Genomic DNA, 23939 nt, shown 5'->3' with positions numbered 1-23939 from the left:
GAGCAGTCGGTCGGAGGATTGACAGGTGGGTCCCCCGGCGTGGCAGGCACTGACGCGCCCACTCGGCCGAAGGTCTCGCCCACCGGCACCGAGAGACGTCACGGTGCCGGTTCACCAGGCCGGGTCCGGTGACTCGCGTCACAGTACCGATATGTCGACACTGGCGATTGGGGGCTACTCCCCTTCGCTGACCTTCACGCTAGCGGGGAGGATCCGAAAACACAAAGGCGACAATAAGTTTGGACAACCGCGTCGTGAGGTTTCGGGAACCCTCACGACGCCAGCAGCATCGCCAAAACAGCGGTGTCGGGGTCGCTGATCGGGTCGATGCCGACTCGGCTGACCATGGAGGTGACCGTGCCGTCCGCCTCCGCCTCCACCCACGCCGCCCGGTGGTCGAGACCGAGGTGAGGCAGGCCGGGCAGCAGGACGCAACCGGATGCCGCACCTGCACATTCCGGCAACGACGGCGTGGTCTCCGACGGTGGGTGCAGCATCATCAACGCCGGTGGCTGATGGTCCGCGAACCGCCCGGGAGACAGCGCGAACTCACCGAGGACCGTGCCCTCGGCAACCACGAGGCCGACGGTCTCGGGCTCCGGTTCCTCCGGCAGATCCTCGCGGGCGCCGAACACCGTCGTGGTGTGCAGAAGCCCCGGAATGCACGCCACCCGAACGGCGAGGGCAAGTAGCTGCGCCCATTCCTTGGTGGTGTCGGGCCAACGCCCCGAAATGACGAACCCGCGCAAAGTACCTGCGGCCTGGAAGGGCGAGATGCCGATGTAGCCGTCCCTGTTCATCTCTGCCTCCTCGGTGTGAATGACGTGCTGGAAACATGCCTCGTGCGCACACCTCGTTGGGTACTTGAAGAATGCACCGAACAATGCCTGGCACACAAGTGCACATGAGTGCTAACGCACAGGAGTGCTCATCGGGCGGCGGACGGCGCCCGTTCCTCAGAGAACCCTCAGAAAGCCCACAAGCCCGCGCTATCAAAGCCTCCTACCCTCACCGGAATGACGTCTGAGCGCCCAGGGAAATCCGTCGGCCACCACGCCGCAACCGACACGATGCGACAGTTCTTCACGCCCCGGCGTACCGCCGCACTCGGCCTGACCGCGCTCGTCGCCGTCTCCGCGGCCGGCCTCGGCGCCCTGTTTCTCGGTGACGCGCCGGACAGCCGGACGGTGGCGATCGTGAACGCGGATGCGGGTGCCACGGTCGAAGGGGAGGCAGTGCGGGCCGGGGAATCCCTGATCGGGAATCTCGAAGCGAATCAGGATTTCGACTGGCGGGTGGTGTCGGCCGACGAGGCGGAGGCCGGCAACTATTTCGCCACCGTCACCGTGCCCGATGACTTCAGTGCTGCCGTGTCGTCGATCTGGGGTTCGAAACCACGGCAGGCCACCCTCGGTCTCGACGTGGAGGGCGCAGACGAGGTGGCAGCCATCAGGCTGTCCGAGGTGGTGTCTTCTCAGGTCGGTGCCGACGGTGTCGCCGACCTGCTGGCCGACATGTCGAAGTCGCGGACTGCCTTTCAGCAGGCGGGGATGGCAGCCGGACTTCTCGCGGCGGGCACGTCCGCGGCGGACGATGCGGCACAGCAACTCACCGCAGGCGCCGACACGCTGCTGCCGTACCTCGAGACGGCGCGATCGGGCGCAGTGCAACTCCTCGGTGTGGCGGATCAGGTAGCGGGTGTGGTCGACGAGACGGCCGGAACGGCGAACGACCTGGCAGATCGGCTGAGCGCGCTGGGATTGACCTTGGGTGAAGCGAACGACAGTGCCGTGCAGATGCGCACGAGAATCGATGCGGCGATCCGCGTTCTCGCGGCCACCCCCGTCGCGCCCGAGGTGGTTCCGGCCCTACAGCAGGTGAGTGCGGACCTGGGATTGCTTTCAGGTCAGTTGACTTCGGTCCCGGGGCTTCTGGGTGAGCAAGTCGGCCCCGACACCGACCTGGGTGAACTCGTCCGGGTGGCGATGGGACAGCTGACCGACGCAAGTGCCGAACTGAGCAGTGGCGCGCGCCAACTGAACGACGGCATCGTCCCGATCGCTGATCAGGCTCCCGAGCTGCTGGCCGGTGCCACCACGCAGATCGTCGACGGCTTTGCGAAATTGAAGGCACTGTCGGGGCAACTGTCGACCGACCTCAATGCCGGGGTGGCCGCCATGCCTGCCCGGTCCGGGGCGCAGCAGACGCAATTGGCGACAGTTCTCGCGGACCCGGTCGCGGTGTCACGCAGCGTCAGCGGCTCGACACCGATCCTGACCGCCGGTCACCTGGCCGTCGGATTCGGGTGCACGACGGTGCTACTCGCCGGCATCGTTGTCTGGATGAGCCTGCGAAGAGGTAACTTTCAGCGCGCATCCTGAATGCGTCGCCAGGGAGTTGCCTGCTCCAACTCGAACGCCAACTCGAGCAGGGTGCGCTCGTCCCCGTGGTTCGCGGAGAAATGCGAGGCGAGCGGAAGCCCCTGCGACGTCTCGTGCAGCGGAAGGGAGATGGCAGGGCCACCGGATGCGTTGTTGAGCGGCGTGAACGCCGTGTAGGCGATGAGCTTGTCGAACAGTTCCTCGAAACCTTGTCTGGGGGAGAGGTATCCGAGTTCGGGCGTCGTGTGTGCAAGAGTGGGTGAGAGCACCACGTCGTACGTCTGGAACACCTGGGCGTACTCGCGGTACGTACGACGCAGCCGGTACAGCATCTGGGGTGTCCTGGCCATTTTCTTTCGGTACATCGCAGCCAGCCCGCGTGTGAGGTTGTCGGTACCTGCTCGATCGAAATCCGGCCCGAGCATCCGCTTGCCGTTGTTGGAAATGACGAACGCGAGAAATCCCCAGTAGGTGCAGAAATCGTCGACGAAGGACTGGTTCACCGGCATCGGTGCTTCCTCGACGTGATGTCCCAGCGCTGCGAGCAGGTCGGCGGTGGCGTGAACCGACTTTCGCGTTTCGTCGTCGGTGGGAGACGTGGTGACGGAATCGACGACCACGCCGATGCGGAGCCTGGTGGTGCTGGGCCCCTCCACCAATCGGATGGGCGGCAGCGTCGGATTGCGGTAGTAGCGTTCGGCCGCGGCCATCCACCGAGCGGTATCGCGGACCGACCGGGTGACGGCGCCCTGCGAGATGATCCTGACGGGCAGCGTCTTGTCCATGGCATCGGGCACCGTGCGACCCCGGGACGGTTTGAGTCCGACGAGCCCGCAGGCCGCGGCGGGAATGCGGATGGAGCCGCCGCCGTCGTTCGCGTGGGCGATCGGAATCACCCCGGACGCGACGAGCGCGGCCGAACCGCCGGAGGAGGCGCCGGGGGAGTACGCGAGGTTCCACGGGTTGTGCACCGGTTCTGCGTCCATGAATTCCGTCGAGGCACTGAACCCGAATTCCGGTAGCCGGCTCTTCCCGAGCGAGACGATTCCGGTGGACAGGTATTGCGCCACGAAGTCGCTGTCGGCCCGGGCCGGGGTGGCGGTGAACGCTGCGCTGCCGTGCTGGGTGGGCTGGCCGGCGACGTCGACGTTGTCTTTGATGACCGTCGGCACCCCGGCGAACACGCCTTCGTGGGGGCGTCCCGATTCTGTCAGGGCGCGGTCGAAGTCGGGGAACGCCAGCCCGCACAGTAATGGTTCGACCGACTCGGCTCGGGCGATTGCCGCTTCGGTCACCTCACGGACCGAGACTTCCTTGGACGCGATCCGCTCCGCGATACCGGTGGCGTCCAGATCGCCCAGCGCATCGTCGCGGAAGGCGTGGACGGCGGAGTCTTTACGTGGCGTGCTGTTGTCGGTCACGGATCAAGGCTATTGGACGCACGGCCAACTCGGACGAATTCCGGAGTGGTGAGGGTACCGGAACGGCACGAGCGCACAGAAATGCCCGGAGGCGTTCTGTGCGCTCGTGAGAGAAGAGAGGAGATCAGCCGATGAGGCCGGCGCCCTGGGTGCGGGCGCGGGTGAAGCGTTCCTCGGCGTCTGCCCAGTTCACGATGTTCCACCAAGCCTTGACGTAGTCCGGCTTGACGTTCTGGTAGTCGAGGTAGAAGGCGTGCTCCCACATGTCGAGCATGACCACGGGGATCAGCGCGGCGGTGATGTTGCCGTGCTGATCGGTCATCTGCTCGATGACCAGGCGCTGGCCGATGGTGTCGTAGCCGAGCAGTGCCCAGCCCGAACCCTGCAGGGTGGTCGCGACACCGGTGAAGTGAGCCTGGAACTTGTCGAACGAACCGAACTGGTCGTCGATCGCGGCGGCCAACTCGCCGGTGGGCTTGTCGCCACCGTTGGGCGAGAGGTTCTTCCAGAAGATGGAGTGGTTGGTGTGTCCACCGAGGTTGAAGGCCAGGTTGCGGGAGAGCAGCAGCGCCTTGTCGGCGATGGTGCCGTCCTCGCGGGCTTCGGCCATCTTCTCGAGGGCGGTGTTGGCGCCCTTGACATAGGTGGCGTGGTGCTTGTCGTGGTGCAGCTCCATGATCTTGCCGGAGATGTGCGGCTCGAGAGCTGCGTAATCGTAGGGGAGTTCCGGCAGCGTGTATTCAGACACGAGGGTCCCTTCTTTGTGGGCGTGTGGCCCTGATTCTTCCGGGTGCGAACGCCGCGTGAGCATGCGTCACGCACCCGCCTTTTCCAATCGTTCTCGGGTGTATACCCAATCTCATTGGTACACCGTGCGCAACACCGGGGCACAGGGGGCGATTCCCTCACAGTAAAGTTCGGCTACCCGAAAAAAATCTGACACGGCGGCTCCGGCGGTCGTGAAAATTCGTCTGCCCGGTGAACGGAACCTTAAGCTGTCGCGGTGCCTTTGCTGATACCTGTTGCAGATTCACACGCGGCCGCACCGCGCGTGGAGCTCACGGGCGCGAATCTGCTGCGTTTCTTCGCGGTCCTGACCGTCATCTATTCGCACATCTCGTTCTATCTGATCGACGATCTCGGAACGGGATGGTGGTTCATCGACGTCGTCTATCAGATATTTATCGAACGGGCCGGACTGAATCAGCATTTGTCTTTTCTCGGTGTCGCCGTATTCATGATGCTGACCGGTGTGTTGATCACCCGTTCGGCTATTCGTCACCCTCCCGGGCGATTCCTGTTCAACCGGCTCGGGCGCATCCTGCCCGCATTCTGGGTGGCGATTCTCGCCGCCGTTGTCCTGGTACGCCTGGGAATCAACGGCATGTTCAGCGGGCAGGACGGAATCTCCAACGTCGACGCCCTCCTGAGCTTCGTGCTCGGCGGATTCTTCCTCAAACCGGAAGTCGCGGTACTCGGCGTCACGTGGACCCTGGCCGTGCAGATTTTCTTCTATGTGGCCTGCGTCGCCGCGCGGCCGGTCCTACGCGCCACACCCATTGCGATGCCTCTCGCCGGCGCCGCGATCTGCTCGCTGATCCTGCTCTACAACCTGTACGTACCGCAGCCCTACACGGTCCCGATGCTGTCCAAGATCGCCGCGACGATGCCCGCCGTGTTGCTCGGTCAACTCATCTACCTCGGCTGGGCCAGGCTCGCGGAGCCGCGATGGATCATCATCGCCGGGCTCGCCCAGGTGAACGTCATCCACCTCGCCACCGACTTCCGGGTGTACTGGGCAGGGGAGCACTACCTGTGGACATTCGCCGTCGTCACCGCGTGCGTCGTGCTCGTCGGCCGGTACGACGGACCGGCCGCCCACTGGGCCGTCGTCCGCTGGACGGCGACGCGCAGTTACGCGATCTACCTCGTCCATACGCTCGTTTTGTACCGGGTGTACGAGCACACCGTCGGCCATTTCGGCGCGACCGGTGCCATCGTCGTCTTCCTCCTGGTGACCGCGCTGATCTCGGAGGCGCTGTACCGATGGGTGGAATTGCCTGCCTCGCGGTGGGTCGCCGCTCGCGTTCCGGACCCGGGTGAAACGGCGACATCGGTCGAGGAGACGCCTGCGACTGCGCGCGTAGCATCGAGTCATGTCTTGGTACGACGAGCTGCTGGGTCGGGCAACCGCTAAGTCGACGATGGTCACCGCCGAGGGTGCGCTCCCCGGCCGGGATCGGCCGATGCCGGTTCCGGCGACGCACTTCGTGAACGGTCATCCGCTGCAGCCGCCGTTCCCCGAAGGAATGCAGACCGCGGTGCTGGGGATGGGATGTTTCTGGGGCGCCGAGAAAGAGTTCTGGCAGCTCGACGGCGTGTACACGACCGCTGTCGGATACGCAGGTGGCTATACCCCGAATCCCACCTACGAGGAGACCTGCTCCGGCCGTACCGGGCACACCGAGGTCGTGTTCGTGGTGTTCGATCCGCAGGTCATCTCGTACGCCGAAGTTCTGAAGGAGTTCTGGGAGAATCACGATCCCACCCAAGGCATGCGGCAGGGCAACGACCAGGGCACGCAGTACCGGTCCGCGATCTACACGATGAATGAGTCGCAGGTCGAGATCGCGGAAGCGACGGCCGAGGCTTTCGAAAAACGCCTCGCCGAAGCCGGTTACGGGGCAATCACCACCGAGATCGCCCCGCTCACCCAGTTCTTCTACGCGGAGGACTACCACCAGCAGTACCTCGCCAAGAACCCCGGCGGCTATTGCCCGGTGCACGCCACCGGAGTCAGCTGCCCCGTCGGAGTGCTGAAGCAGGACGAGGTCCCCTCTCAGACGGACGTGCTTCCGCCGTCGTAGCTCAGGTTCCGGTCGCCGCCCATACGAGCACCGCCGAGGCCGACAGTGCGCTGACCGTGCGCACGTGGTTCCATGCAGTCCACCCGGGCACGTAGTTTCCCCAGACGTCCGCTGCGTCGTTCCCGCCGGGATCGACCGCGTCCAGCGCGTTGTTGCGCGGGACGTGATAGACCACCGTCAACACGATCCCGGTGAGATAGAGAACGCACGCAACCACTGCGTAGCTCGCCGACGCGTCGTGCCGGACCACCGTCGCCACCGCCAGCGCAATCGAGGTCACCGCCGTACCGAACAACGCAGTCATGAAGAACGCATTCGGCGCTGCACGGTTGATTGCCTGCATGGCCGCGATGCCCTGTCGCGGTTCGAGGCGGCTCAGTGCCGGCATGATGAATGTCGAGAACGCGAACATCACACCGCCGATCAACCCCGCCCCCACGGCCGTGACGATCAGCAGTGAACGCACCGTCACCTCTCCTTCCAGACGCCCGCTGCCGCCGCGGCGCGGGCGTAGTCGGCGAAGTCCTTCGGTGCCCGTCCGAGAGCCCGCTCCACACCGTCGGTGAGATATGCATTTCGCCCGTCGAGAACGTCCTCGAACAGGTAGGTGAGCAGACCGATCGCATCGGTGGCCAACCCTGCCGCGGCCAGCAGTGACGCATAGTCCGCCGAAGTGGTGGCGACATAACGGAAGTCGCGCCCCGTTGCCTCCGAGATTGCGGCGACGGCGTCGGCGAACGACATCAAGCGGGGGCCGGTCACCTCGTACAACTCGCCCGCGTGTCCGTCCTCGGTGAGTGTGGCGACGGCGATGTCGGCGAGATCGTCGGCGTCGACGAAGGGTTCGAGGACGTCGCCGACGGGCAGAGTGAGAGTTCCGGTGCGCAACGAGTCGGCCATGAAACTCTCACTGAAGTTCTGGCTGAACCAACTCGAGCGAAGGATGGTCCACTCCACGCCCGACTTCTGCACCACCTGTTCGCTCCGCTCCGCCTCCGGTTCGCCCCGGCCGGACAGCAGAACCAGCCTTTGCGCTCCGGCCGCCACCGCAGTCTCGGTGAATTTCTCGACCACCTCGGCGGCCCCCGGCACGGCGAGGTCCGGGTAGTAGGCGATGTACACCGAGGTGATGCCCTCGAGCGCGGGCGTCCACGTGTCTTCGTCATCCCAGTCGAAGGGCGGGTTGCCGGATCGTGAACCACTGCGGGCGGACGCTCCCGCGGCGGCGAGTCCGCGGAGAACGCGACCGCCGATCTTGCCGGTGCCGGTCAGGACGAGGGTGGAGGTTGTCGTTGTCATGCGTCCAGTCAAGACGGAAGTGATGAGACTATCCATGGTCGAGAAGCGCTCATCCATACGCCAGCGTCTACGATCGCGACTATGGATCCCCTCGCCGGTCTCATCAGCGGACCCCGTGCCACCGGAGCCTTCGTGCTCCGCTCGATCATGGAACCACCGTGGTCACTGCAGATCGACGACCGTGCACCGCTCAGTCTCGTGGCCGTGGGCCGCGGCGAGGCGTGGATCTCCCCCCATGCCGGCGAACCCATCCGGTTGACCGAGGGGGACATCGCCGTCGTGCGTGGACCGGAACGCTACGTCGTCGCGGATGACCCGGCGAGGGCGCCGCGCGTCGTCATCAATCCCGACCAGAGCTGCACGACGCTGCACGGGGAACCGCTCGCCGAATCGATGGATCTGGGCGTCCGGACGTGGGGAAACAACCCCAGCGGCCGCACCGTGCTGTTGACCGGAACGTATACGACTCCCGGCGAAATCAGCCGCCGTCTGCTGTCGGCGCTGCCCCCGCTGGTGGTGCAACGCCGCACCGACTGGGACTCCCGGCTGGTCACCCTTCTGCACGACGAGGTGGTGCGCGACGAGCCCGGTCAGGAAGCGGTTCTCGACCGGCTGCTCGATCTACTGCTCATCGCCGTGCTGCGTGTGTGGTTCGCCCGGCCTGCGGTCGAGGCGCCGTCGTGGGTGCGGGCACAGACCGATCCGGTGGTCGGCAAGGCGATGCGCATCCTCCAGAACAATCCGGCGCAACCGTGGACCGTCGCTTCGCTTGCCGCCGAGACCGGGATGTCCCGGGCCGGCCTTGCTCGCAGGTTCACCGAACTGGTCGGGGAGCCGCCGATGACCTACTTGGCCCACTGGCGGCTTGCTCTGGCCGCCGATCTGCTCCGCGAGCCCGACGCCACCGTGGCCGCGGTTGCCCAACGAGTCGGGTACGGCAGCGGTTTCGCGCTGAGTGCGGCATTCAAGCGAGTACGGGGCATGAGCCCCAAAGAACACCGGGAAGTGGCCCTATGCGGACGAACCCCGGGAGGAGTATCAGTGGAGGTGTAATACCACACAGTGCCCAAACACACACCTCGATGACTTGATCTGGTTTGCAAAGCGTACGACCCTGGAAGCAGGAGATTGTCGGCGAGAGGACCGGAACGACATGTGGAAGAACTCTCGAGCGGGAGGGCTGCCGCTGCGGCCCGGCTCCACCCGGCGCAACCCACTGATGCGACGTTCCGACCGCATCGAGAACCTTCTCACGCTTGCAGTGATCGTTCTCGCCTTCGCGATGCTTCCGCTCGCCATCTTCGCGGGTGCGAAGACCGCCGCCAGCCAACAGGTGCTGGCCGAGCAGCAGACCTCCGAGTTCCGGACCGTCACCGCGACCACCCTCGCCGACTCCACAGGAGTGACGATGTCCTCCGATGTCGCACCGTCCGGAGTCGACACCGCCCCGGCCAAGTGGACGTGGGGTGACCAGACCCGCCGCGCCGACATCACCGTCGATCCCGCCACCCCCGCCGGCACCGAGGAACAGATCTGGGTCGACGGCGAAGGGAACTTGACCACGCAGCCGATGTCGGCGTCTGCCGCACGAGTGGCCGGAGTGATCGCCGGACTGTTCACCTGGTTCGTGGTGATGATGATCGCGATGTCGGGTTTCCTCATCACCCGGGCGTCCCTCAACCGTGCCCGCGACGCCCAGTGGGACCGCGACCTCCGCCAGTTCCTGGACTCGACCACCCGCCACTGACCGGGCGGCCCGTCACAGTCGGTGCAGTTCGACCTCGCGCAGTTCCCCGTCCCGAACCTCGGCCGTCATGTAGGTGCAGAACGGCTGACGACGCCGATCCGTGGGTGACCCCGGATTGAGCAGTCGCAGACCCGTGTCGGAGACCGTGTCCCACGGAATGTGGCTGTGCCCGAAGACGAGAACGTCGGTGTCGGGGTATGCGGCGGACATCCGCTTGTCCCGGCCGGTGGACGCCCCGGTCTCGTGCACGACAGTGAAGCGGACCCCCTCCAGTGTCACCTCAGCCGTCTCGGGCATCCGCGCCCGCAGGTCGTCGCCGTCGTTGTTTCCCCAGCAGGCGACGAGCCGGGTGGACCGTTCCTCGAGGGCATCGAACAGCGCCACGTCCACCCAGTCCCCGGCGTGAATGACCACATCGGCCTTGTCGACCTCCTCCCAGACGAGGGCGGGGAGATCCCGCGCACGCTTGGGCACATGGGTGTCGGCAAGAAGCAGCAACCTCATACCTCGATTGTGCTGTAGTTGTCCTGGTTCAGCTCAGCTGCGGAAGTACCTCGCTCGCGACCAGTTCGAGGTGGTCGAGGTCGCTCAGGTCGAGGGTCTGCAGGTAAATCCGCTGTGATCCCGCTTCGGTGTAACGGCCGATCTTGTCGACCAATTCGGCGGGCGACCCGGCGAGTCCGTTCTCCCGCAGTTCGCTCACCTCACGACCGATGTTCGCGGCCCGTCGGGACACTTCCTCCTCGGTGCGGCCGCAGCACAACACCAGCGCGTTGGAGTACACCAACTCGGTGGGATCGCGGTCGATGGCCTTGCACGCGAGATGGACTCGTTCGATGATGTCGCGCGTGTCCTCGATGGAGGCGAAGGGAACGTTGAACTCGTCGGCGTACTTCGCGGCCAGAGCCGGTGTCTTCTTCTTGCCCGCACCGCCGATCACGACGGGAGGGCCCTCCGGCTGTCGGGGTTTGGGAAGGGCAGGTGAGTTTTCGATCTGAAAGTGCTTCCCGCTGTACGAGAAGGACTCACCACGAGGTGTGCGCCACAGCCCGGTGATCACCGCCAGCGACTCTTCGAGTCGTTCGAAACGCTCTTTCAGAACAGGGAACGGAATGCCGTACGCCTTGTGCTCTTCCTCGAACCAGCCGGCGCCGATCCCGAGGTCGACGCGTCCGCCACTCATGTCGTCGACCTGCGCCACCGAGATGGCCAACGGTCCCGGATGTCGGAAGGTCGCGGAGGTGACGAGGGTGCCCAGCCGGATGGTGGAGGTCTCCCGGGCCAGAGCGGCCAAGGTGATCCACGCGTCCGTCGGGCCGGGCAAGCCCTCGCTGTTCATCGCGAGGTAGTGATCGGAGCGGAAAAATGCGCCATAGCCGAATTGTTCGGCGGCCTGCGCCACGGCCAGAAGGTCGGTGTAGGTAGCGCCTTGCTGAGGTTCGGTGAAGATTCGCAACTCCATGGCAGCCACTTTGCCCGATGCGTCGTCGGTACGCTGAATTCATGGCCAAGAAGATCCCGCTCTCCCTGCCGAAACCGCTGGCCGACAGGTTGCCCGACGCACTCGGTGGCGGCGGTGCGGGCGTGGTCCCGGTGGTGCGCATGCACGGAATGATCACGTCGGGAGGCGCCGGTTTCGGGCGGGTCCTGAGCGCGGAGTCGGTCGAGGAACCGCTTCGCCGGGCCTTCACCGCACACGGCGCCAAGGCCGTGGCACTCCTCATCAACAGTCCCGGTGGTTCGCCGACGCAGAGTGAGTACATCGGCGCCCGCATTCGGCAGCTCGCGTCCGAGCACGAACTGCCGGTGCTCGCGTTCTGTGAAGATGTCGCGGCGTCCGGCGGATATTGGCTCGCGTGTGCGGCCGACGAAATTTATGCCACCGCGACGTCGGTGGTCGGTTCCGTCGGCGTGATCTCGGCGGGGTTCGGATTCTCCGAACTGATCGACCGCATGGGCATCGAGCGGCGGCTGCACTCCGCAGGTGAGGCGAAGGCCCGCCTCGACCCGTTCTTCGCCGAGAAGTCGGAGGACGTGCGGTGGCTCGAACAGATCCAGGAGGGCATCCACGACGAGTTTCGGAACTGGGTGATCGAACGTCGCGGTGACAAGCTGAAGGCGACCGAGGAAGAGCTGTTCAACGGCGAAGTGTGGCTGGGGCGACGGGCCGTCGAACTCGGCGTCGTCGACGGAATCGGTACCCTTCGCGAGGTGGTGGAGAAGCGATTCCCCGACGCCACCATCGAACTGACGGGCCCGCGCCGGTCACTTTTCGCCAAACTCGGTGTGCCCGCCGCCGGATGGGACGACGCCGTGGCAGCCGTGGTCGGGGCGACGAGGGCCCGTGTCGCCTGGTCCCGGTACGGCCTCTGATCTCCCGGGACGCCCGGCTACTTCGGTACGACGACCCCGACCGGGCCCACACCCACACACACCGACAGGTCAGGAGTCAGCGTCTTCACCCGCAGACTCTGCCCGCCGCCCGTGAGGCGCACATACACCGAGTTGAGCCCGCGGTGCACCGGCACCCGCACGGGATCACCGACCTCCATGGCCACGGAGAGCTCACCGTCCGCACTGGCGAGATAGTTCAGCTGGGCCGTCCACTCCCATCCCGTCAGCGGGCCGTCGAGAGCGACTGGGACGAAGCTGCGCTGGTCCACCAGATGCCCGCAGTCCGGTACCGTCCCGGGCTCGAGCGACCGCACCCACGTCACCTGCGCGTCGACCAACTTCCCGGAGTCGTCGAGCATCCGTAGCCGGTCGGTGCTGTCGGCGAATGCAGGACGGTCCGGGAGGGGCGCGAAGACCCTGCTGACCAGATTGTTCGGATAGGCCACCGGAAGCAGCACCCAGATCGACACCGGTTGTTCGAGCAGAGCGGCGTCCTGATGCTCGGCCAGGGAGGCGCGGGCCGTGGTCAGGTAGTCGGTGGTCGGGTTCTCCGTCCAGCTCCGCGTGAACGTGTACGTCGACCACAGGCTGCCGACCACGAACGCGGCGACCACGGTCGCCGCCACGACCGGCCGGGTGAGGAACGGGACCGGGACGGGTCCCCGCGCGGGTGCCCGCACGATCAGCGCGGTACCGATCGCCAGGACGACCGCCGTGTCGGTGAAATAACGCAGAGTCTGGGCCAGCTCGTAGGTGGTGTCGGCACCCCACCGGGTGACCACCATCGCGGCCACCGACAGCAGGAAATACCCCGCAGTGAGAATCCACACCGCACCGATGCGACGCTTCGATCGCATCGTCGCGACCACCACCGCGAGAAGAACCAGCCAGCTCACCACCACGAGAGCCGGGGACGGAGACGCCCACGGCGGACTCGGAATCCAGCGGTCCCACGTCCACGGCCCCCCGAGCAGCGTCGGCACGAGACCCAGCGAGGTCGCGTGGTGGAACAACTGGAACGCCCGAGACGGTCCTGCCCACTCGAACTGCGACTCCACGGTGAACAGGTAGAGCGCCGCCCACCCACCGAGCACCACACCCGAACCTATCCACAGGAGAGCGCCGCGCCGCAGTGTGGACCACAGCGGTCGAGGAGCGCCGTCGACGTGCGCGAACAACGCCACGGTCGCGAACGCCACGAAAGGCACCACCACAGACTTCTCGAAGAAGAGCAACCCCGCGACGGTGACGAGGATGGCGGAGATCGCGTATCTGCGTCGTCCCGTCCGGCACAACTCCAGTGCGTCACCCGCTACCCAGGCCAGCGCGATCTGCAGAGGTAGTGCGTTGAGCGCCGCCGCCCACCACGCGAACGCGGGCACCGTCAACGGCGTGAACAGGTACAACGCCAGAGGGATCAGCACCGCGGGCCGCAGTCCCAGGAGCTTGCGCAACAACCGGAAGACCGCGTAGGACGCCGCCGCCTGAAGCGCGATCATCGTGATCATCGGCAGGACCCACTGGTAGGGCGCGATTCGTGTCGCGATACCGGCGACCAGGAAGGCACCGGGCATCAAGTGACCGTCGTGGTCGTAGACAAGAAGGTCGGCTGACAGGAGCGGCAGGCTCCCGCCCCGCCCACTGAGGATCAGATCGTCCCAGTAGAAGTCGCTGCGAGCTGCCACCCACGACCGGACGACTAGCGAAACGGCGATGAGGCCCAGAGCCAGGTGGAGGACGCGGGCGGGTCCGAGCTGCCACCGCGATCCGACGTCGTCCGTCATCGTTTTCCGAGATTACAGATCGAGTGGAACCAAACGGCGCCGGGCTGCGTCAGATCAGGTGTCGGGGAAAATCTGCCCCGGCAGGCGGTGGGGGAGAAGACGGCCGGTCCGGAGTTTTCGGGTTGCTTCGCGGGCAACCCGGCATGGAGGGGTAATTCCGGGCCGCGCCGTCGCCCAGCCGAATCGCATCGTTCACCGACCTGCGGTGTCAAGTTCATCCACGGTTGTGGACCGTTCATGTCGAGGCTGTCAACAACGGAGATTGTCCACGCCTTCTGACCAGGAATTGCGCGGTGTGAGCAGTGTTCATAACTGTGGATGAACCTGTGGAAACTGTGGATAACTCGAGAATCCCCGTGGCGCAGCTCACAAAATTGGTGGGAAAAGGACGAATCGGTCGCTGCCCGACCCCAACAGGTGTGTCGTGACAGAATCGGATCTGTGAAGTGGGTGCGGACGGCATGAGCGTCATTCAGGTGTGCGCACGATGCGCCGGCCGGTGGCCAGTTCTCGGCGCCCCGGCACAGTGGTGTCCTCGCTGTCACGGCGTGCTCCTCGCACCGATCCGGACCGAGCAGCAGCTTTCTCCCGATCAGCGAGGCTTCCGCTGGGTGGCGCGACCACCGCTCCGGCGTGGGGGGCTGGCCGCTGATCCTCCTGCGCCCAGTCCGACACCCCACTACACCGACGTTCCGCGTTGGGGACTTCACGACCATGTCGATGCGTCTCGTGGGGGGAGGAACTGGCCGGAAGCACTCGCCGACAAGGCCGCCACCTTCCTGATCGTCACCGCCGGCCTGTACGCGCTGGCCGTGCCGGCCGAACTGGGTCGCTACTCCGTCCTCGTCTGGAACAGGACCCGTTTGGTCGACCCGACCGTGCTCGCCGTCTCGGACGCCGCCGTCTTCGTCACCCAAGCCGGTGGAATGCTCTTCGCCCTGCTGTCCGGCATCGGTGGCGTGTGCTGGCTGCTGCGGATCCGCCGCCGCACTTTCGCCCGGGAGCGAAGGTCGGATCCGCGTTCCGCCGGTGAACTGATCGTCGGTTGCGCCGTCCCCGGGCTCAATCTGGTGATGCCGGGTGTGTTCCTACTGGAGGTCGTTCGGCGAGATCCCCGAGCTGTCACGCTCGTGCGCGCCTGGTGGGCCATGTGGGTCTTCGGTGTCGTCCTCCTCGTCTTCAACTGGTTCTGGCGGTCCCGTCCGGGGTTGCAGGCCATGGCCGACGGCGTCCTCCTGTCTGCGTTCACCGCAATGGTCGCGGCGGCCACCGCGCTGCTCGCCCTGCTGGTTCTGCGCAGACTCGAGGGCCGCACTCTGAAGGGGACGAAGGAAGCGGTCACCCGTTGGGTGATTGCCACCGATCCGCCGTCCGAATCGGAACCACCGGCGAAGAACTCGGGAACACCTGATCAGGAAGCGTTCGCCTCGTGAGCCCCGATCGGCGCGGACCGCTCGTCGTCGCGCATCGTGGTGCGTCCGCAGCCAAGCCCGAACACACCCTCGCCGCGTACGAACTCGCGCTGAGAGAGGGTGCCGACGGGCTCGAATGCGATGTGCGGCTCACGAAGGACGGCCACCTCGTGTGCGTCCACGATCGCACGATCGATCGCACCTCCGACGGCGTAGGCGTCGTCAGCGAGATGACGCGCGACGAGCTGGCCCAATATAACTACGGCACCGCGGAAGAGCCCGCCGAACTTCTCGAATTGAGTGCGCTCATCGAGCTCGCTCTCGACTCGGCGAGGCCCGTGAAGGTGTTCATCGAAACCAAGCATCCCGTCAGGTTCGGCGGGCTCGTGGAAAGCAAGGTCCTGGCCGAGTTGCAGCGGTTCGGCATCGCGTTCCCGCCGTCGGCCGACCACTCGCGCGCCGTCGTGATGTCGTTCTCGGCCGGAGCCGTGTGGCGGATCCGGAGATCGGCGCCGATGCTTCCGACCGTGCTGCTGGGGGAGTCGGCCCGTTATCTCGGCGGAGGAGCGGCCACGACAGTCGGCGCCACCGCGGTGGGTCCCTCGGTCAAGACCCTGCACGAGCACCCCGACATGGTCGACAAGGCCGCGGCCGCGGGGCGGGCCACCTACTGCTGGACCGTCGACGATCGGACCGATGTCGCTCTGTGTCGCGAACTCGGTGTCAGCTGGGTGGCTACCAACCACCCCGGGCGCACCAAGAATTGGCTGGCCTCCTGACCGAGCCTCTTCAGGCGTGTAGGTTTTGGCGTCGTGGCAAAGAAGAGCAAGAGAAACAGTGGACCGAAGCCCGACAGTGCCCGCGCCGAGAAGCTCGCGCAGCGGAAGGCGGAACGGGAAAGTGCCGCCGCGGCCGTGACGCGACCCTTCGAAGGCCTCGCCGCGGAATGCGACCTCGTCGCGCTGCGTGAATTCGTCCCCTCCGCAACAGCACCGCTGCCGGTGAAGGACTCTTCGCGTCCGGTGACGTTGGCGACCGTCCTGCCGGGTGCCGTGGCGGCGCTCGTCCGTGACGAAGGCGAGGACGCCACCGGGTTCGTCGGTGTGCAGGTCCAGGCACACTCTGCGGACCTCGGTGCCGACTTGGCGGCCTCCGTCGTATGGGTTCGAGACGCCGCGGCCGGAGAATCGCTGGCCTCCGCCAACCCCGGTGCCGACACCCCCGCACCGGCCGAGGTGATCGACGCGGACGCTCTGCTCGACATCACGGTGCACCAGGATTTCAACTGGTGGATCCCTGAAGGGGTGGAACCGGCACCCGAGGTCGCGACCACGGTGCAGCACGCCAACGCGGCAATCATGCCGTCCGCGCGGGTCGAAGCCGAAGGCGTCGTGGCGGCGTGGTGGGTGGATGCGGGTGAAAAGGCGCACATCCGCTGGGTGCGTCCCGAGAACGAGGACGACCTGATGCTGGCGCTGGCGCGGGTCCACGCCACCGGCGGGCTGCACCTGGGTGAAGGGTCGCGCTATGCCGGCTCTTTCCGGACGCACGGCCTTCTCGTTCCGGTCTTCGACCTGGATCGAGAGAAGCACCCCAACGAGTGGGCAGCCGCCACGGTCGAGCTCGGTGACCGCCTCGCGCAGGCGCTGGCCGTCGATGCTCCGCTCACCACCGACGAGCGACGCGCCCGCGACGGCCTCCGCGGTCGCCAGGTCACGTTGCGCTAGGCCCTCCGGGCCCGTGAGTGGTTAAGGAGTGCGGACACTCGTTAACCACTCACGGGCGGCGGAGCCGCCTAGATGGCGCCGCCGGCAGCAGCAGGCGCTCCGGCGGTGTCGTCGACGACGCTTATCTCGCGAGCGACGAAGTCCTCCAGATGGAACAGGTTGGCGCCCGCGCGGTCGGCGATGGCGAGCAGGGTGGTCATGCTGGCGACCTCCTCGACCTGTTCCTTGAGGAACCACTGCATGAACTGCTCGCCGAGGTAGTCGCCCTCTTCGCGGGCGGTGCTCGCGAGCTGCACGATCTGCTCGGTGACCGTCTTCTCCTGCGTCAGAGCCAACGCGATCGGCTCACGCGCATTCTCGAAGTTGCCCTTCGCGGCGTCGACACCCGACAGCTCCACGTTGATTCCGCGATCCAGGAAGTACTGGATGATCATCATCGCGTGATTGCGTTCCTCGACTGCCTGCTTGTAGAAGTGCTTGGCCAGCTGCGGAAGGTCCGCATTATCGAAATAGACGGCAGTCGCGGTGTACTGGTGTGACGCGTTGAATTCGTTGCGAATCTGGTCGTGCAGCAGGGCGTGGAATTTTGTCTTGTGCGCGTCAACGGAAGTCATGGGACACACGATATAGCTGGTCAGACGGCGTTGTCATGCAAGTTCTGCCTAATTATGGCAAGGGTTCCCAAACTTAATGCGGCCTAATTCGGCACGAATTCCACCGAATTATCGCGCACCGTTTCGGGTTTATCAGGGGTGCCTTCAAGCTCCGCTACCTGCGGTCTTGGGCGCGGTCGGATCGGCGCGCGGGGCGGCGTTCATCTCCCGGGCGACGAAGTCTTCTATGTTGAACACATCGTGGCCCGCGCGGTCGACGATGGTCAGCAGGGTGTTCATGCCTGCAGTTTCCTCGACCTGCTCCTTGAGGAACCATTGCATGAACTGCTCGCCGAGGTAGTCCCCGTTGTCGCGGGCGGTGCGGGCGAGCCTGGTGATCTGCTCGGTGACCGCTTCTTCCTGTTTCAGCGCCAGTTCCACCGGTGCCCGCACCGAGTCGAAATCCGTGATCACGTCGTCGATACCCGGAACGGTCACGTCCACGTGATTGTCGAGGAGGTACTGGATCATCATCATCGCGTGGCGGCGTTCCTCGGTGGCCTGCGTATAGAACCGCCTCGCCAGCTGCGGGAGATGATGGGAATCGAAGTAGACGGCCACCGCGATGTATTGCTGTGACGCCGTGAATTCGTTGCGGATCTGCTGCTGAAGCAGGTGGTGGAATTCACTGGGTTTCGTAGGCGCCGACTGTGTCATGCGGCTCAGTTTACGGATGCGGCGTCACTGGCCTGTGGTGACCAGTTCGGCGGGAACCTGCCGATCCTCGGCGAGAGCGCCGAAGAACTGCGAGGCCCGTTCGTCGTCCCACACCAGCACGTTCCCCGAACCGTCGACGTCCTCGAAGCCGGCCACCGGGACCGTGGTGGTGACCATGTCACCGCGCACGGCCCAGGCGAGCATTGCGAGGTTCCAGATGTGATCGCCCTCGTCGACGCGCAACGACTTGGCTGTGTCGGTGACCAGCGGCCACACCCGGAACGGGTTCAGCCACGTTGCCGGGCTGGTGGCTTTCGCCATCAGCGCGGCCATGAACTTCCGCTGGTGGTTCATGCGGTCGATATCGGCGAGCGCCGTTGCGCGAGTGCGGACGAATCCGAGGGCGTCCGAGCCGGACAGCTCCTGGCAGCCGGGCGCCAGATTGATGCCGGCGAGGGGGTCGTCGATGGGGGCATCCAGGCACATCTCGACACCACCGATGGCGTCGACGATCCCGGCGAAACCGCCGAACCCGATCTCGGCGTAGTGGTCGATGTGCAGCCCGGACGCTTCCTCGACCGTCTGCACCAGCAATTGCGGACCACCGAATGCGAACGACGCGTTGATCTTGTCCTCGCCGTAGCCCGGTATGGATACGTAGGAGTCGCGGGGGATGCTCACCATGGTCGCCGGCCCGCCACTGCTCGGGAGGTGCATCACGATGATGGTGTCGGTGCGGTCGGGACCGCTGTTGCCGCCGGTCGACAACTCCTGCTCCTGTTCCGGTGTCAGCCCGGTGCGGCTGTCCGACCCGACCAGCAGCCAGTTGGTGCCGGGGGTGTCGCCGACCCGGCCGTCGTAATCGGCGAGTGCGTCGACCCGGTTCAGGGAGGTGTCCAGGTAGTAGGTCATGCCGGCGAGGGCAAGGATCAACACCAGAAAGAGGATGCCGATGCGACTGCCCCAGTTTCGCCGGCGTCTGGGTCTGCGTTGACGCGGTGGTTCGGGGTTGCGGGGAGGTGCGAGCGGGGGCGGCGGGTTGCGAGGGGTGCGCCGATCCGGGGCATACGCCTGTCGGTTCTGCGGCGCCTCACGATACTGCGGTGGCTCACGATAGGGCTGCGGCGTCTGGGTGGGCGCGTAGCCGTCCGGGCGAGGAGGCGCGGACCGCGACAATCGCGGTTCGGGCGCCTGCGACCACGCCTGCTGCGGGGCGGGTGGGGTGCCTCGCCCGTCTCGCCGGATCACCTGGGTTCCCTCCGGAGGCGGACCTGCCGGGCCGGGGCGGGGCGCCGGGTGCCGGGGTCGCGGCGGCGGCGGTCCCGGAGATCCTCGTGGCGGAACGCGAGGAGGCGGAGGCGGGGCGGAACCGTGCGGGCCGGGAGGTGGGGTCCGGCGGTTCGGCGACTGCGGCGCGGGTCCGCCGCCCTGCGTCCGCCGAGGCGGACGGGGTGGCAGCGGTGGATAGGGTGCGTCGCCGGTCACCCGCACGACTTTACTGGTCTCGAAGGATTACGGAATCCAGCCGACGTGGCCACGCAGGGCCGCGTAGCCGACGAAAGCCACCGAGTCGATGGTGGCGTGCGCGATCACGAGTGGCCACAGCCGGCCGGTCTTCTGCCAGTACCGGCCGAACACCACACCCATCGCCACATTGCCCAGCCCGCCGCCGAAGCCCTGGTAGAGGTGGTAGGTGCCACGCAGCAGCGCCGACGCCAGCAGGGACGAGTTCTCGCTCCACCCCAGTTGCCGCAGTCGGGTGACGAGATAGGCGACGACCAGTACCTCCTCGGCCCCCGAGTTGGCGATCGCCCAGAGGACGAGGACGGGAAGCCGCCACCAATGGTCACCGATCGTGCTCGGGACGACGGTCAGGTTGGCGCCCACCGCACGCGCCAGCAAGTAGAAGCCGAGGCCGGGGAGCCCGATCAGCGCAGCCAGCCCGACACCCTGTACCGCGTCGGGTCGCCACCGGATCCGCCCCAGCCCCACCGAGGCGAGACTGATGCCGCCACGCCACAGGAGATACAGACCCAGCGCCGCCCAGGACAGCAGTTTCACGACACCGAGCAGTTGCCGTGCCGCATCGATGGACTGGTTCTCCGCGCGTGCGACGTTCAGCGCCACCGCTTGGTCGGCGAGGTCACCGGGCGTCAGCAGGGACTCGGTCAGCGACAGCAATCCCGACAACCCGCTGGTCCCGAAGGTGACGAGCAGGACGATCGTGATTTCGATCCACAGCCCGCGGCGTTCCCTCGCCGGCACCACCGGTATCTCGGGTGATGCGGGGCGTAACCAGGAGTCGAGCGTTGTCCGCGAGATCACGCGGCAACGCTAGCGCGCGGGTCCGTGGTTTTGCCGATCAGCCGCGGGCGCGCAGACCGTTGACGAAGGGGCAACCGACGAGCAGTCGTATCGCCCGGCTCAGCGACAGGGCGTCGTCCACCGGATTCGCGAACGGCATCCAGATGTCGCGGTCACCGTTGTCGCTCTCGACGCGCAACCGCAACCCGTAGCGGTCGATGCCGAGCGGACGGATGCGTCCCTGCCGCATGTGCGGCGGAAGCTTGCGGGAGAGCAGGTCGATGAGGTCGGTGTGATCCTCGTCGAGGTGCTGAAGCCAGGCCGTTTCCATTTCCCAGAACGGGTCGGGTTTGGCCGCGAGCAGTTCGGGAAGGGAGACGGGTTCGGCGCCGGTCGAGTCGGCGACGACGGCCGATTCGAGCCGTAACTGCAACAGCGTGGCGTCATGCCCGACGTCGAGCAGTCCGGGATGCGGGTATTCGGAGGCGACCTCGTCCGCGAGGGCGCGGGTGTGCGCCTCGCACAGGGAGTGGAGGGTGCCCCGTAGCCAGACGAGTGATCGCACGGGTTCGCGGAGTGGGAGCGGTGAGTTGTCGGTCAGCTCCAGGACTGCGGGGATTCCGCCGCCACCGGCCAACCAGGACAGGGTGGCTGCCGCCGAGTCGGTCGGCACCGCGACGACGACGTCTCCGCCGGCGCGCAGGTGGTGGACGGACGTGACCGTAGGAGCGCTGCCCTCGACAGCGAGTACTGCCTCCTGGGTCCGTGCGCACGAACTACGCACACGCTCGGCGGTGGTCGGTCCGGTAGTCGTGACGGGCATGGAGCCTCCTTCGGGAGCAGCGGTAATGAGGTAAACCTAACCTAATGTGACGTGCGTCGGTTGGCAAGACCACCGCAGGATTACGGTGTGAAGGTGGCAATTCCTCTTTCACTCGGAGTTCCGCGTTCGCGCGGACCGCAGTCGCTGCTCGAAGGCCTGCTCAGCGGGGCACCCACCGCCGGAATATCCGCGGACCCCGCGGACACGGTCGAAGGAACAGTCGGGCCCCGGGTGGTTCTTGCGTCCACTCTGATCGGCAGCCACGGCACCGACGCGGGCCGCATCATCGTCGGCCTCGACATCGACCCCGCCGAGCTGCGTACCCGAGAACAGGCGTCCTACGAGGCGGTCCGATTCCACCTCGACTGCCCCGCGGCGCAGCTCGGCGACGCACTCGCGTTGCGACTGCCCTCGCCGCTCGCCGTGTTCGTCGGCGACGGCGACCTCGGACTCGCAGAATCGGCGCAGCAACTCGCCGACGCCGGACGCATCCCCGGCCTGGGCAGTGGATTCTCCATCGGGGAGGTGGCCGATTTTCTGGCGGTCCTCGCCCATGCGGATGTCGGATACGTGGCCAGAGCGCGTGACGCCGCCGAGGTGCTCGCCCTGCTGTCCGGCACCGTCGCGTCGCTGCGCGGAGACAACGTCCGGTCGGCTCTCGCCGACCCGACCGCGGAGAAGCTTGCGGCGCTCGGTCCGGAGGCGGCCGAGGCAGTCCGGGAAGTGCTGCTGGGCATCGAGGTGAGCGATCCCGCCCGGGTGAGTCGCGAACTCGCCGCCGCCGGGTTGCGATAAAGATTCACCGCATAGCGCCGGGCCGTCAACTCTCGGTGCGTAATCTCATAGGCGTGCCAAAGATCGCGTACTTCGGACCCTCGGGAACCTTCACGGAAATGGCGCTCGCCGAACTCGAGGGGGCGGGCGCCTTCGACGGGCCGGTCGAACGCGTCGCCGCGTCCAGCCCCCCTGCCACGCTCGAGCTGGTGCGCGACGGTGTGGTCGACGGTGCCGTCGTCCCCATCGAGAGTTCTGTCGAAGGGGCTGTGGTGCCCACGCTGGACTCCCTCGCCCTGGGCGAACGGCTACAGATCGTCGCCGAGACCGAACTGGACGTGGCCTTCGAAATCCTGGGTCGACCCGGAATCGAGCGCCTCGACCAGGTGCGGACCGTGCGCGCGTATCCCGTCGCCGCCGGCCAGGTGCGGACCTGGCTGGAGAAGAACTGCCCCGGCGCCGAGATCCAGACCGCATCGTCCAATGCGGGTGCGGCCGAGGACGTCTCGCATGGTCTCGCCGATGCCGCGGTATCGACCGCGCTGGCCGGCAGGCGTCTCGGATTACACGCACTGGCCAGCAGTGTCGCGGATGTCGCCGGCGCGCGGACGCGGTTCGTGCTCGTCACCGCCCCGACGCGGGTCCCGCCGCGCACCGGTAGCGACCGGAGCTCCGCGGTTCTGCAGCCCGACAACGAACCCGGATCGCTCGTCAGCGTCCTCTCCGAGTTCGCCACTCGCGGAATCGACCTCATCCGCATCGAATCCCGGCCCGTTCGCACCGAACCCGGCTCCTACCGGTTCTTCGTCGACTGCATCGGTCACCTCGACGATCCGCTGGTCGCCGAGGCGTTCCGCGCGCTGCACCGCAAGTCGACCGTGCGGTTCCTCGGCTCGTGGCCGGCCGCGAACCCGAGTGGTCCGCCCCCGCCGTCCGACGGAGACGCGGCGGACTGGATCGAACGAATCCGTCAGGGAGACAGGGAACTGTGAGCGGCAAGCTGATTCTGGTACGGCACGGACAGACCGAGGCGAACGTCGAACGCCGACTCGACACCCGTCTACCCGGCGCACCGCTGACACCCGAGGGGCAGGCCCAGGCCGACGCTCTCGGGGCCCGGCTCGCGGCCCGTGCGTCGCTCGCTGCGCTCGTCAACTCGGAGGCCCTGCGCGCCCGGCAGACGGCGGGTGCGGTCGAACGTGCCACCGGGCTTTCCGCCCAGACCCGCGAGGGGTTGTACGAGGCGCAGGCGGGTGAACTCGAGGATCGCCGTGACGATGAATCGCACGCTCTGTTCATGAAGACTTTCCACCTGTGGCACGCGGGTGAGCTGGGAGCCCGCGTACCCGGTGGCGAATCCGCTCACGACATTCTCGACCGCTACGTGCCGGTCGTCGATGCCCTCCGCGCGGAGTATCTCGACGATCCGGACCGATCGGGAGATGTCGTCCTCGTCAGCCACGGCGCCGCGATCCGCCTCGTCGCCGCACAGCTGGCGGATGTTCCCGGGCTGTTCGCCGCCAATAACCACCTCGCGAACACGGAGTCGGTCGAGTTGGTACCGACCCCCGGCGGAGGCTGGGAATGTGTGCGGTGGGGAACGATCGAGCCGCCGTTCGAACATCGCGTGATTCCCGGGGCCGACGACCCGATGGGGTGAATGCGTTGCGGACTTCCACCCGCTGCGCGACGATGG

25 protein-coding genes are annotated in these 23939 nt (G+C 66.4%); 12 read left to right on the top strand and 13 right to left on the bottom strand.

Annotation, left to right across the window (positions count from 1 at the left end; all coding sequences use genetic code 11):
• Positions 1–272: 272 nt before the first annotated feature.
• Positions 273–800, bottom strand: coding sequence for a peptidase (locus JQT59_RS04245; RefSeq protein ID WP_213574795.1), 528 nt, complete (start codon positions 798–800; stop codon positions 273–275).
• A 216-nt stretch (positions 801–1016) separates the two neighbouring features.
• Between JQT59_RS04245 and JQT59_RS04240 the strand changes: the two genes are divergently transcribed.
• On the top strand, positions 1017–2381 hold the full coding sequence (locus tag JQT59_RS04240) for a YhgE/Pip domain-containing protein (protein WP_213574793.1): 1365 nt from the start codon (positions 1017–1019) through the stop codon (positions 2379–2381).
• On the opposite strand, the gene JQT59_RS04235 is transcribed toward JQT59_RS04240, so the two are convergent.
• Together JQT59_RS04235 and JQT59_RS04230 are read right to left on the bottom strand one after the other, a co-directional pair.
• Positions 2366–3802 (bottom strand): amidase, encoded by a 1437-nt coding sequence (locus JQT59_RS04235; RefSeq protein WP_213574792.1) that lies wholly within the window; start codon positions 3800–3802, stop codon positions 2366–2368. The genes JQT59_RS04240 and JQT59_RS04235 overlap by 16 nt on opposite strands.
• Positions 3803–3926: 124 nt before the next feature.
• Positions 3927–4550, bottom strand: a complete 624-nt coding sequence (locus JQT59_RS04230; protein ID WP_109334800.1) for a superoxide dismutase — start codon at positions 4548–4550, stop codon at positions 3927–3929.
• 255 nt (positions 4551–4805) lie between these two features.
• Between JQT59_RS04230 and JQT59_RS04225 the strand changes: the two genes are divergently transcribed.
• Both JQT59_RS04225 and msrA read left to right on the top strand, forming a co-directional pair.
• Positions 4806–5999 (top strand): acyltransferase family protein, encoded by a 1194-nt coding sequence (locus tag JQT59_RS04225; protein ID WP_213574790.1) that lies wholly within the window; start codon positions 4806–4808, stop codon positions 5997–5999.
• Positions 5959–6669 (top strand): peptide-methionine (S)-S-oxide reductase MsrA, encoded by a 711-nt coding sequence (msrA, locus tag JQT59_RS04220; RefSeq protein WP_213574788.1) that lies wholly within the window; start codon positions 5959–5961, stop codon positions 6667–6669. Before JQT59_RS04225 ends, msrA begins: the two co-directional genes overlap by 41 nt.
• A 1-nt stretch (position 6670) precedes the next feature.
• On the opposite strand, the gene JQT59_RS04215 is transcribed toward msrA, so the two are convergent.
• Both JQT59_RS04215 and JQT59_RS04210 read right to left on the bottom strand, forming a co-directional pair.
• A complete protein-coding gene (locus JQT59_RS04215; protein WP_249354106.1) occupies positions 6671–7141 on the bottom strand; it encodes an anthrone oxygenase family protein in 471 nt (156 codons plus the stop codon).
• A complete protein-coding gene (locus JQT59_RS04210; RefSeq protein WP_213574786.1) occupies positions 7138–7968 on the bottom strand; it encodes a Rossmann-fold NAD(P)-binding domain-containing protein in 831 nt (276 codons plus the stop codon). Before JQT59_RS04210 ends, JQT59_RS04215 begins: the two co-directional genes overlap by 4 nt.
• A gap of 81 nt (positions 7969–8049) precedes the next feature.
• Here JQT59_RS04210 and JQT59_RS04205 point away from each other — a divergent pair, with 81 nt between their 5' ends.
• Together JQT59_RS04205 and JQT59_RS04200 are read left to right on the top strand one after the other, a co-directional pair.
• Positions 8050–9021, top strand: coding sequence for an AraC family transcriptional regulator (locus JQT59_RS04205; protein WP_213574784.1), 972 nt, complete (start codon positions 8050–8052; stop codon positions 9019–9021).
• A gap of 100 nt (positions 9022–9121) precedes the next feature.
• The gene (locus tag JQT59_RS04200) at positions 9122–9715 is read left to right on the top strand and encodes an Rv1733c family protein (RefSeq protein WP_213574782.1); all 594 of its coding nucleotides are present in this window, start codon (positions 9122–9124) and stop codon (positions 9713–9715) included.
• 12 nt (positions 9716–9727) lie between these two features.
• Here the strand turns inward: JQT59_RS04200 and JQT59_RS04195 are convergent, their stop codons facing one another.
• Together JQT59_RS04195 and JQT59_RS04190 are read right to left on the bottom strand one after the other, a co-directional pair.
• On the bottom strand, positions 9728–10219 hold the full coding sequence (locus JQT59_RS04195; protein ID WP_109325958.1) for a metallophosphoesterase family protein: 492 nt from the start codon (positions 10217–10219) through the stop codon (positions 9728–9730).
• 28 nt (positions 10220–10247) lie between these two features.
• Positions 10248–11177, bottom strand: a complete 930-nt coding sequence (locus JQT59_RS04190; protein ID WP_213574780.1) for an LLM class F420-dependent oxidoreductase — start codon at positions 11175–11177, stop codon at positions 10248–10250.
• Between the two features lie 41 nt (positions 11178–11218).
• Between JQT59_RS04190 and JQT59_RS04185 the strand changes: the two genes are divergently transcribed.
• A complete protein-coding gene (locus tag JQT59_RS04185; protein ID WP_213574778.1) occupies positions 11219–12088 on the top strand; it encodes a S49 family peptidase in 870 nt (289 codons plus the stop codon).
• Between the two features lie 17 nt (positions 12089–12105).
• On the opposite strand, the gene JQT59_RS04180 is transcribed toward JQT59_RS04185, so the two are convergent.
• Positions 12106–13893, bottom strand: coding sequence for a hypothetical protein (locus JQT59_RS04180; RefSeq protein WP_213574776.1), 1788 nt, complete (start codon positions 13891–13893; stop codon positions 12106–12108).
• 461 nt (positions 13894–14354) lie between these two features.
• Here JQT59_RS04180 and JQT59_RS04175 point away from each other — a divergent pair, with 461 nt between their 5' ends.
• The 3 genes from JQT59_RS04175 to JQT59_RS04165 are packed head-to-tail and all read left to right on the top strand — an operon-like array spanning position 14355 to position 17032.
• Positions 14355–15326, top strand: coding sequence for a DUF4328 domain-containing protein (locus tag JQT59_RS04175; RefSeq protein ID WP_213574774.1), 972 nt, complete (start codon positions 14355–14357; stop codon positions 15324–15326).
• Complete coding sequence (locus JQT59_RS04170; protein WP_213574772.1) at positions 15323–16084, top strand: glycerophosphodiester phosphodiesterase; 762 nt, start codon at positions 15323–15325, stop codon at positions 16082–16084. Before JQT59_RS04175 ends, JQT59_RS04170 begins: the two co-directional genes overlap by 4 nt.
• A gap of 33 nt (positions 16085–16117) precedes the next feature.
• Complete coding sequence (locus tag JQT59_RS04165; protein ID WP_109325966.1) at positions 16118–17032, top strand: DUF5926 family protein; 915 nt, start codon at positions 16118–16120, stop codon at positions 17030–17032.
• A 68-nt stretch (positions 17033–17100) separates the two neighbouring features.
• Here the strand turns inward: JQT59_RS04165 and JQT59_RS04160 are convergent, their stop codons facing one another.
• The 5 genes from JQT59_RS04160 to JQT59_RS04140 all read right to left on the bottom strand — a co-directional run bounded on the left by JQT59_RS04160 (position 17101) and on the right by JQT59_RS04140 (position 21469).
• Entirely contained in the window at positions 17101–17646 is a 546-nt protein-coding gene (locus JQT59_RS04160) for a ferritin (protein WP_213574770.1), read from the bottom strand.
• A 144-nt stretch (positions 17647–17790) separates the two neighbouring features.
• The gene (locus JQT59_RS04155) at positions 17791–18342 is read right to left on the bottom strand and encodes a ferritin (protein WP_213574768.1); all 552 of its coding nucleotides are present in this window, start codon (positions 18340–18342) and stop codon (positions 17791–17793) included.
• A gap of 24 nt (positions 18343–18366) precedes the next feature.
• A complete protein-coding gene (locus JQT59_RS04150; protein ID WP_283254044.1) occupies positions 18367–19590 on the bottom strand; it encodes an LCP family protein in 1224 nt (407 codons plus the stop codon).
• Between the two features lie 264 nt (positions 19591–19854).
• The gene (locus tag JQT59_RS04145; protein ID WP_213574766.1) at positions 19855–20667 is read right to left on the bottom strand and encodes a CPBP family intramembrane glutamic endopeptidase; all 813 of its coding nucleotides are present in this window, start codon (positions 20665–20667) and stop codon (positions 19855–19857) included.
• Between the two features lie 37 nt (positions 20668–20704).
• A complete protein-coding gene (locus JQT59_RS04140; protein WP_213574764.1) occupies positions 20705–21469 on the bottom strand; it encodes a DUF2470 domain-containing protein in 765 nt (254 codons plus the stop codon).
• 93 nt (positions 21470–21562) lie between these two features.
• Here JQT59_RS04140 and JQT59_RS04135 point away from each other — a divergent pair, with 93 nt between their 5' ends.
• The 3 genes from JQT59_RS04135 to JQT59_RS04125 are packed head-to-tail and all read left to right on the top strand — an operon-like array spanning position 21563 to position 23903.
• Entirely contained in the window at positions 21563–22264 is a 702-nt protein-coding gene (locus JQT59_RS04135; protein WP_213574762.1) for a hypothetical protein, read from the top strand.
• A 53-nt stretch (positions 22265–22317) separates the two neighbouring features.
• Positions 22318–23235, top strand: coding sequence for a prephenate dehydratase (gene pheA, locus JQT59_RS04130; RefSeq protein WP_213574760.1), 918 nt, complete (start codon positions 22318–22320; stop codon positions 23233–23235).
• Positions 23232–23903, top strand: coding sequence for a histidine phosphatase family protein (locus JQT59_RS04125; protein ID WP_213574758.1), 672 nt, complete (start codon positions 23232–23234; stop codon positions 23901–23903). Before pheA ends, JQT59_RS04125 begins: the two co-directional genes overlap by 4 nt.
• The last annotated feature ends 36 nt before the right edge of the window (positions 23904–23939 follow it).

The organism is Rhodococcus sp. USK13 (assembly GCF_018343855.1).
Classification (GTDB): domain Bacteria; phylum Actinomycetota; class Actinomycetes; order Mycobacteriales; family Mycobacteriaceae; genus Rhodococcus_F; species Rhodococcus_F oxybenzonivorans.
This window is presented reverse-complemented; position numbering and strand designations above follow the sequence as displayed.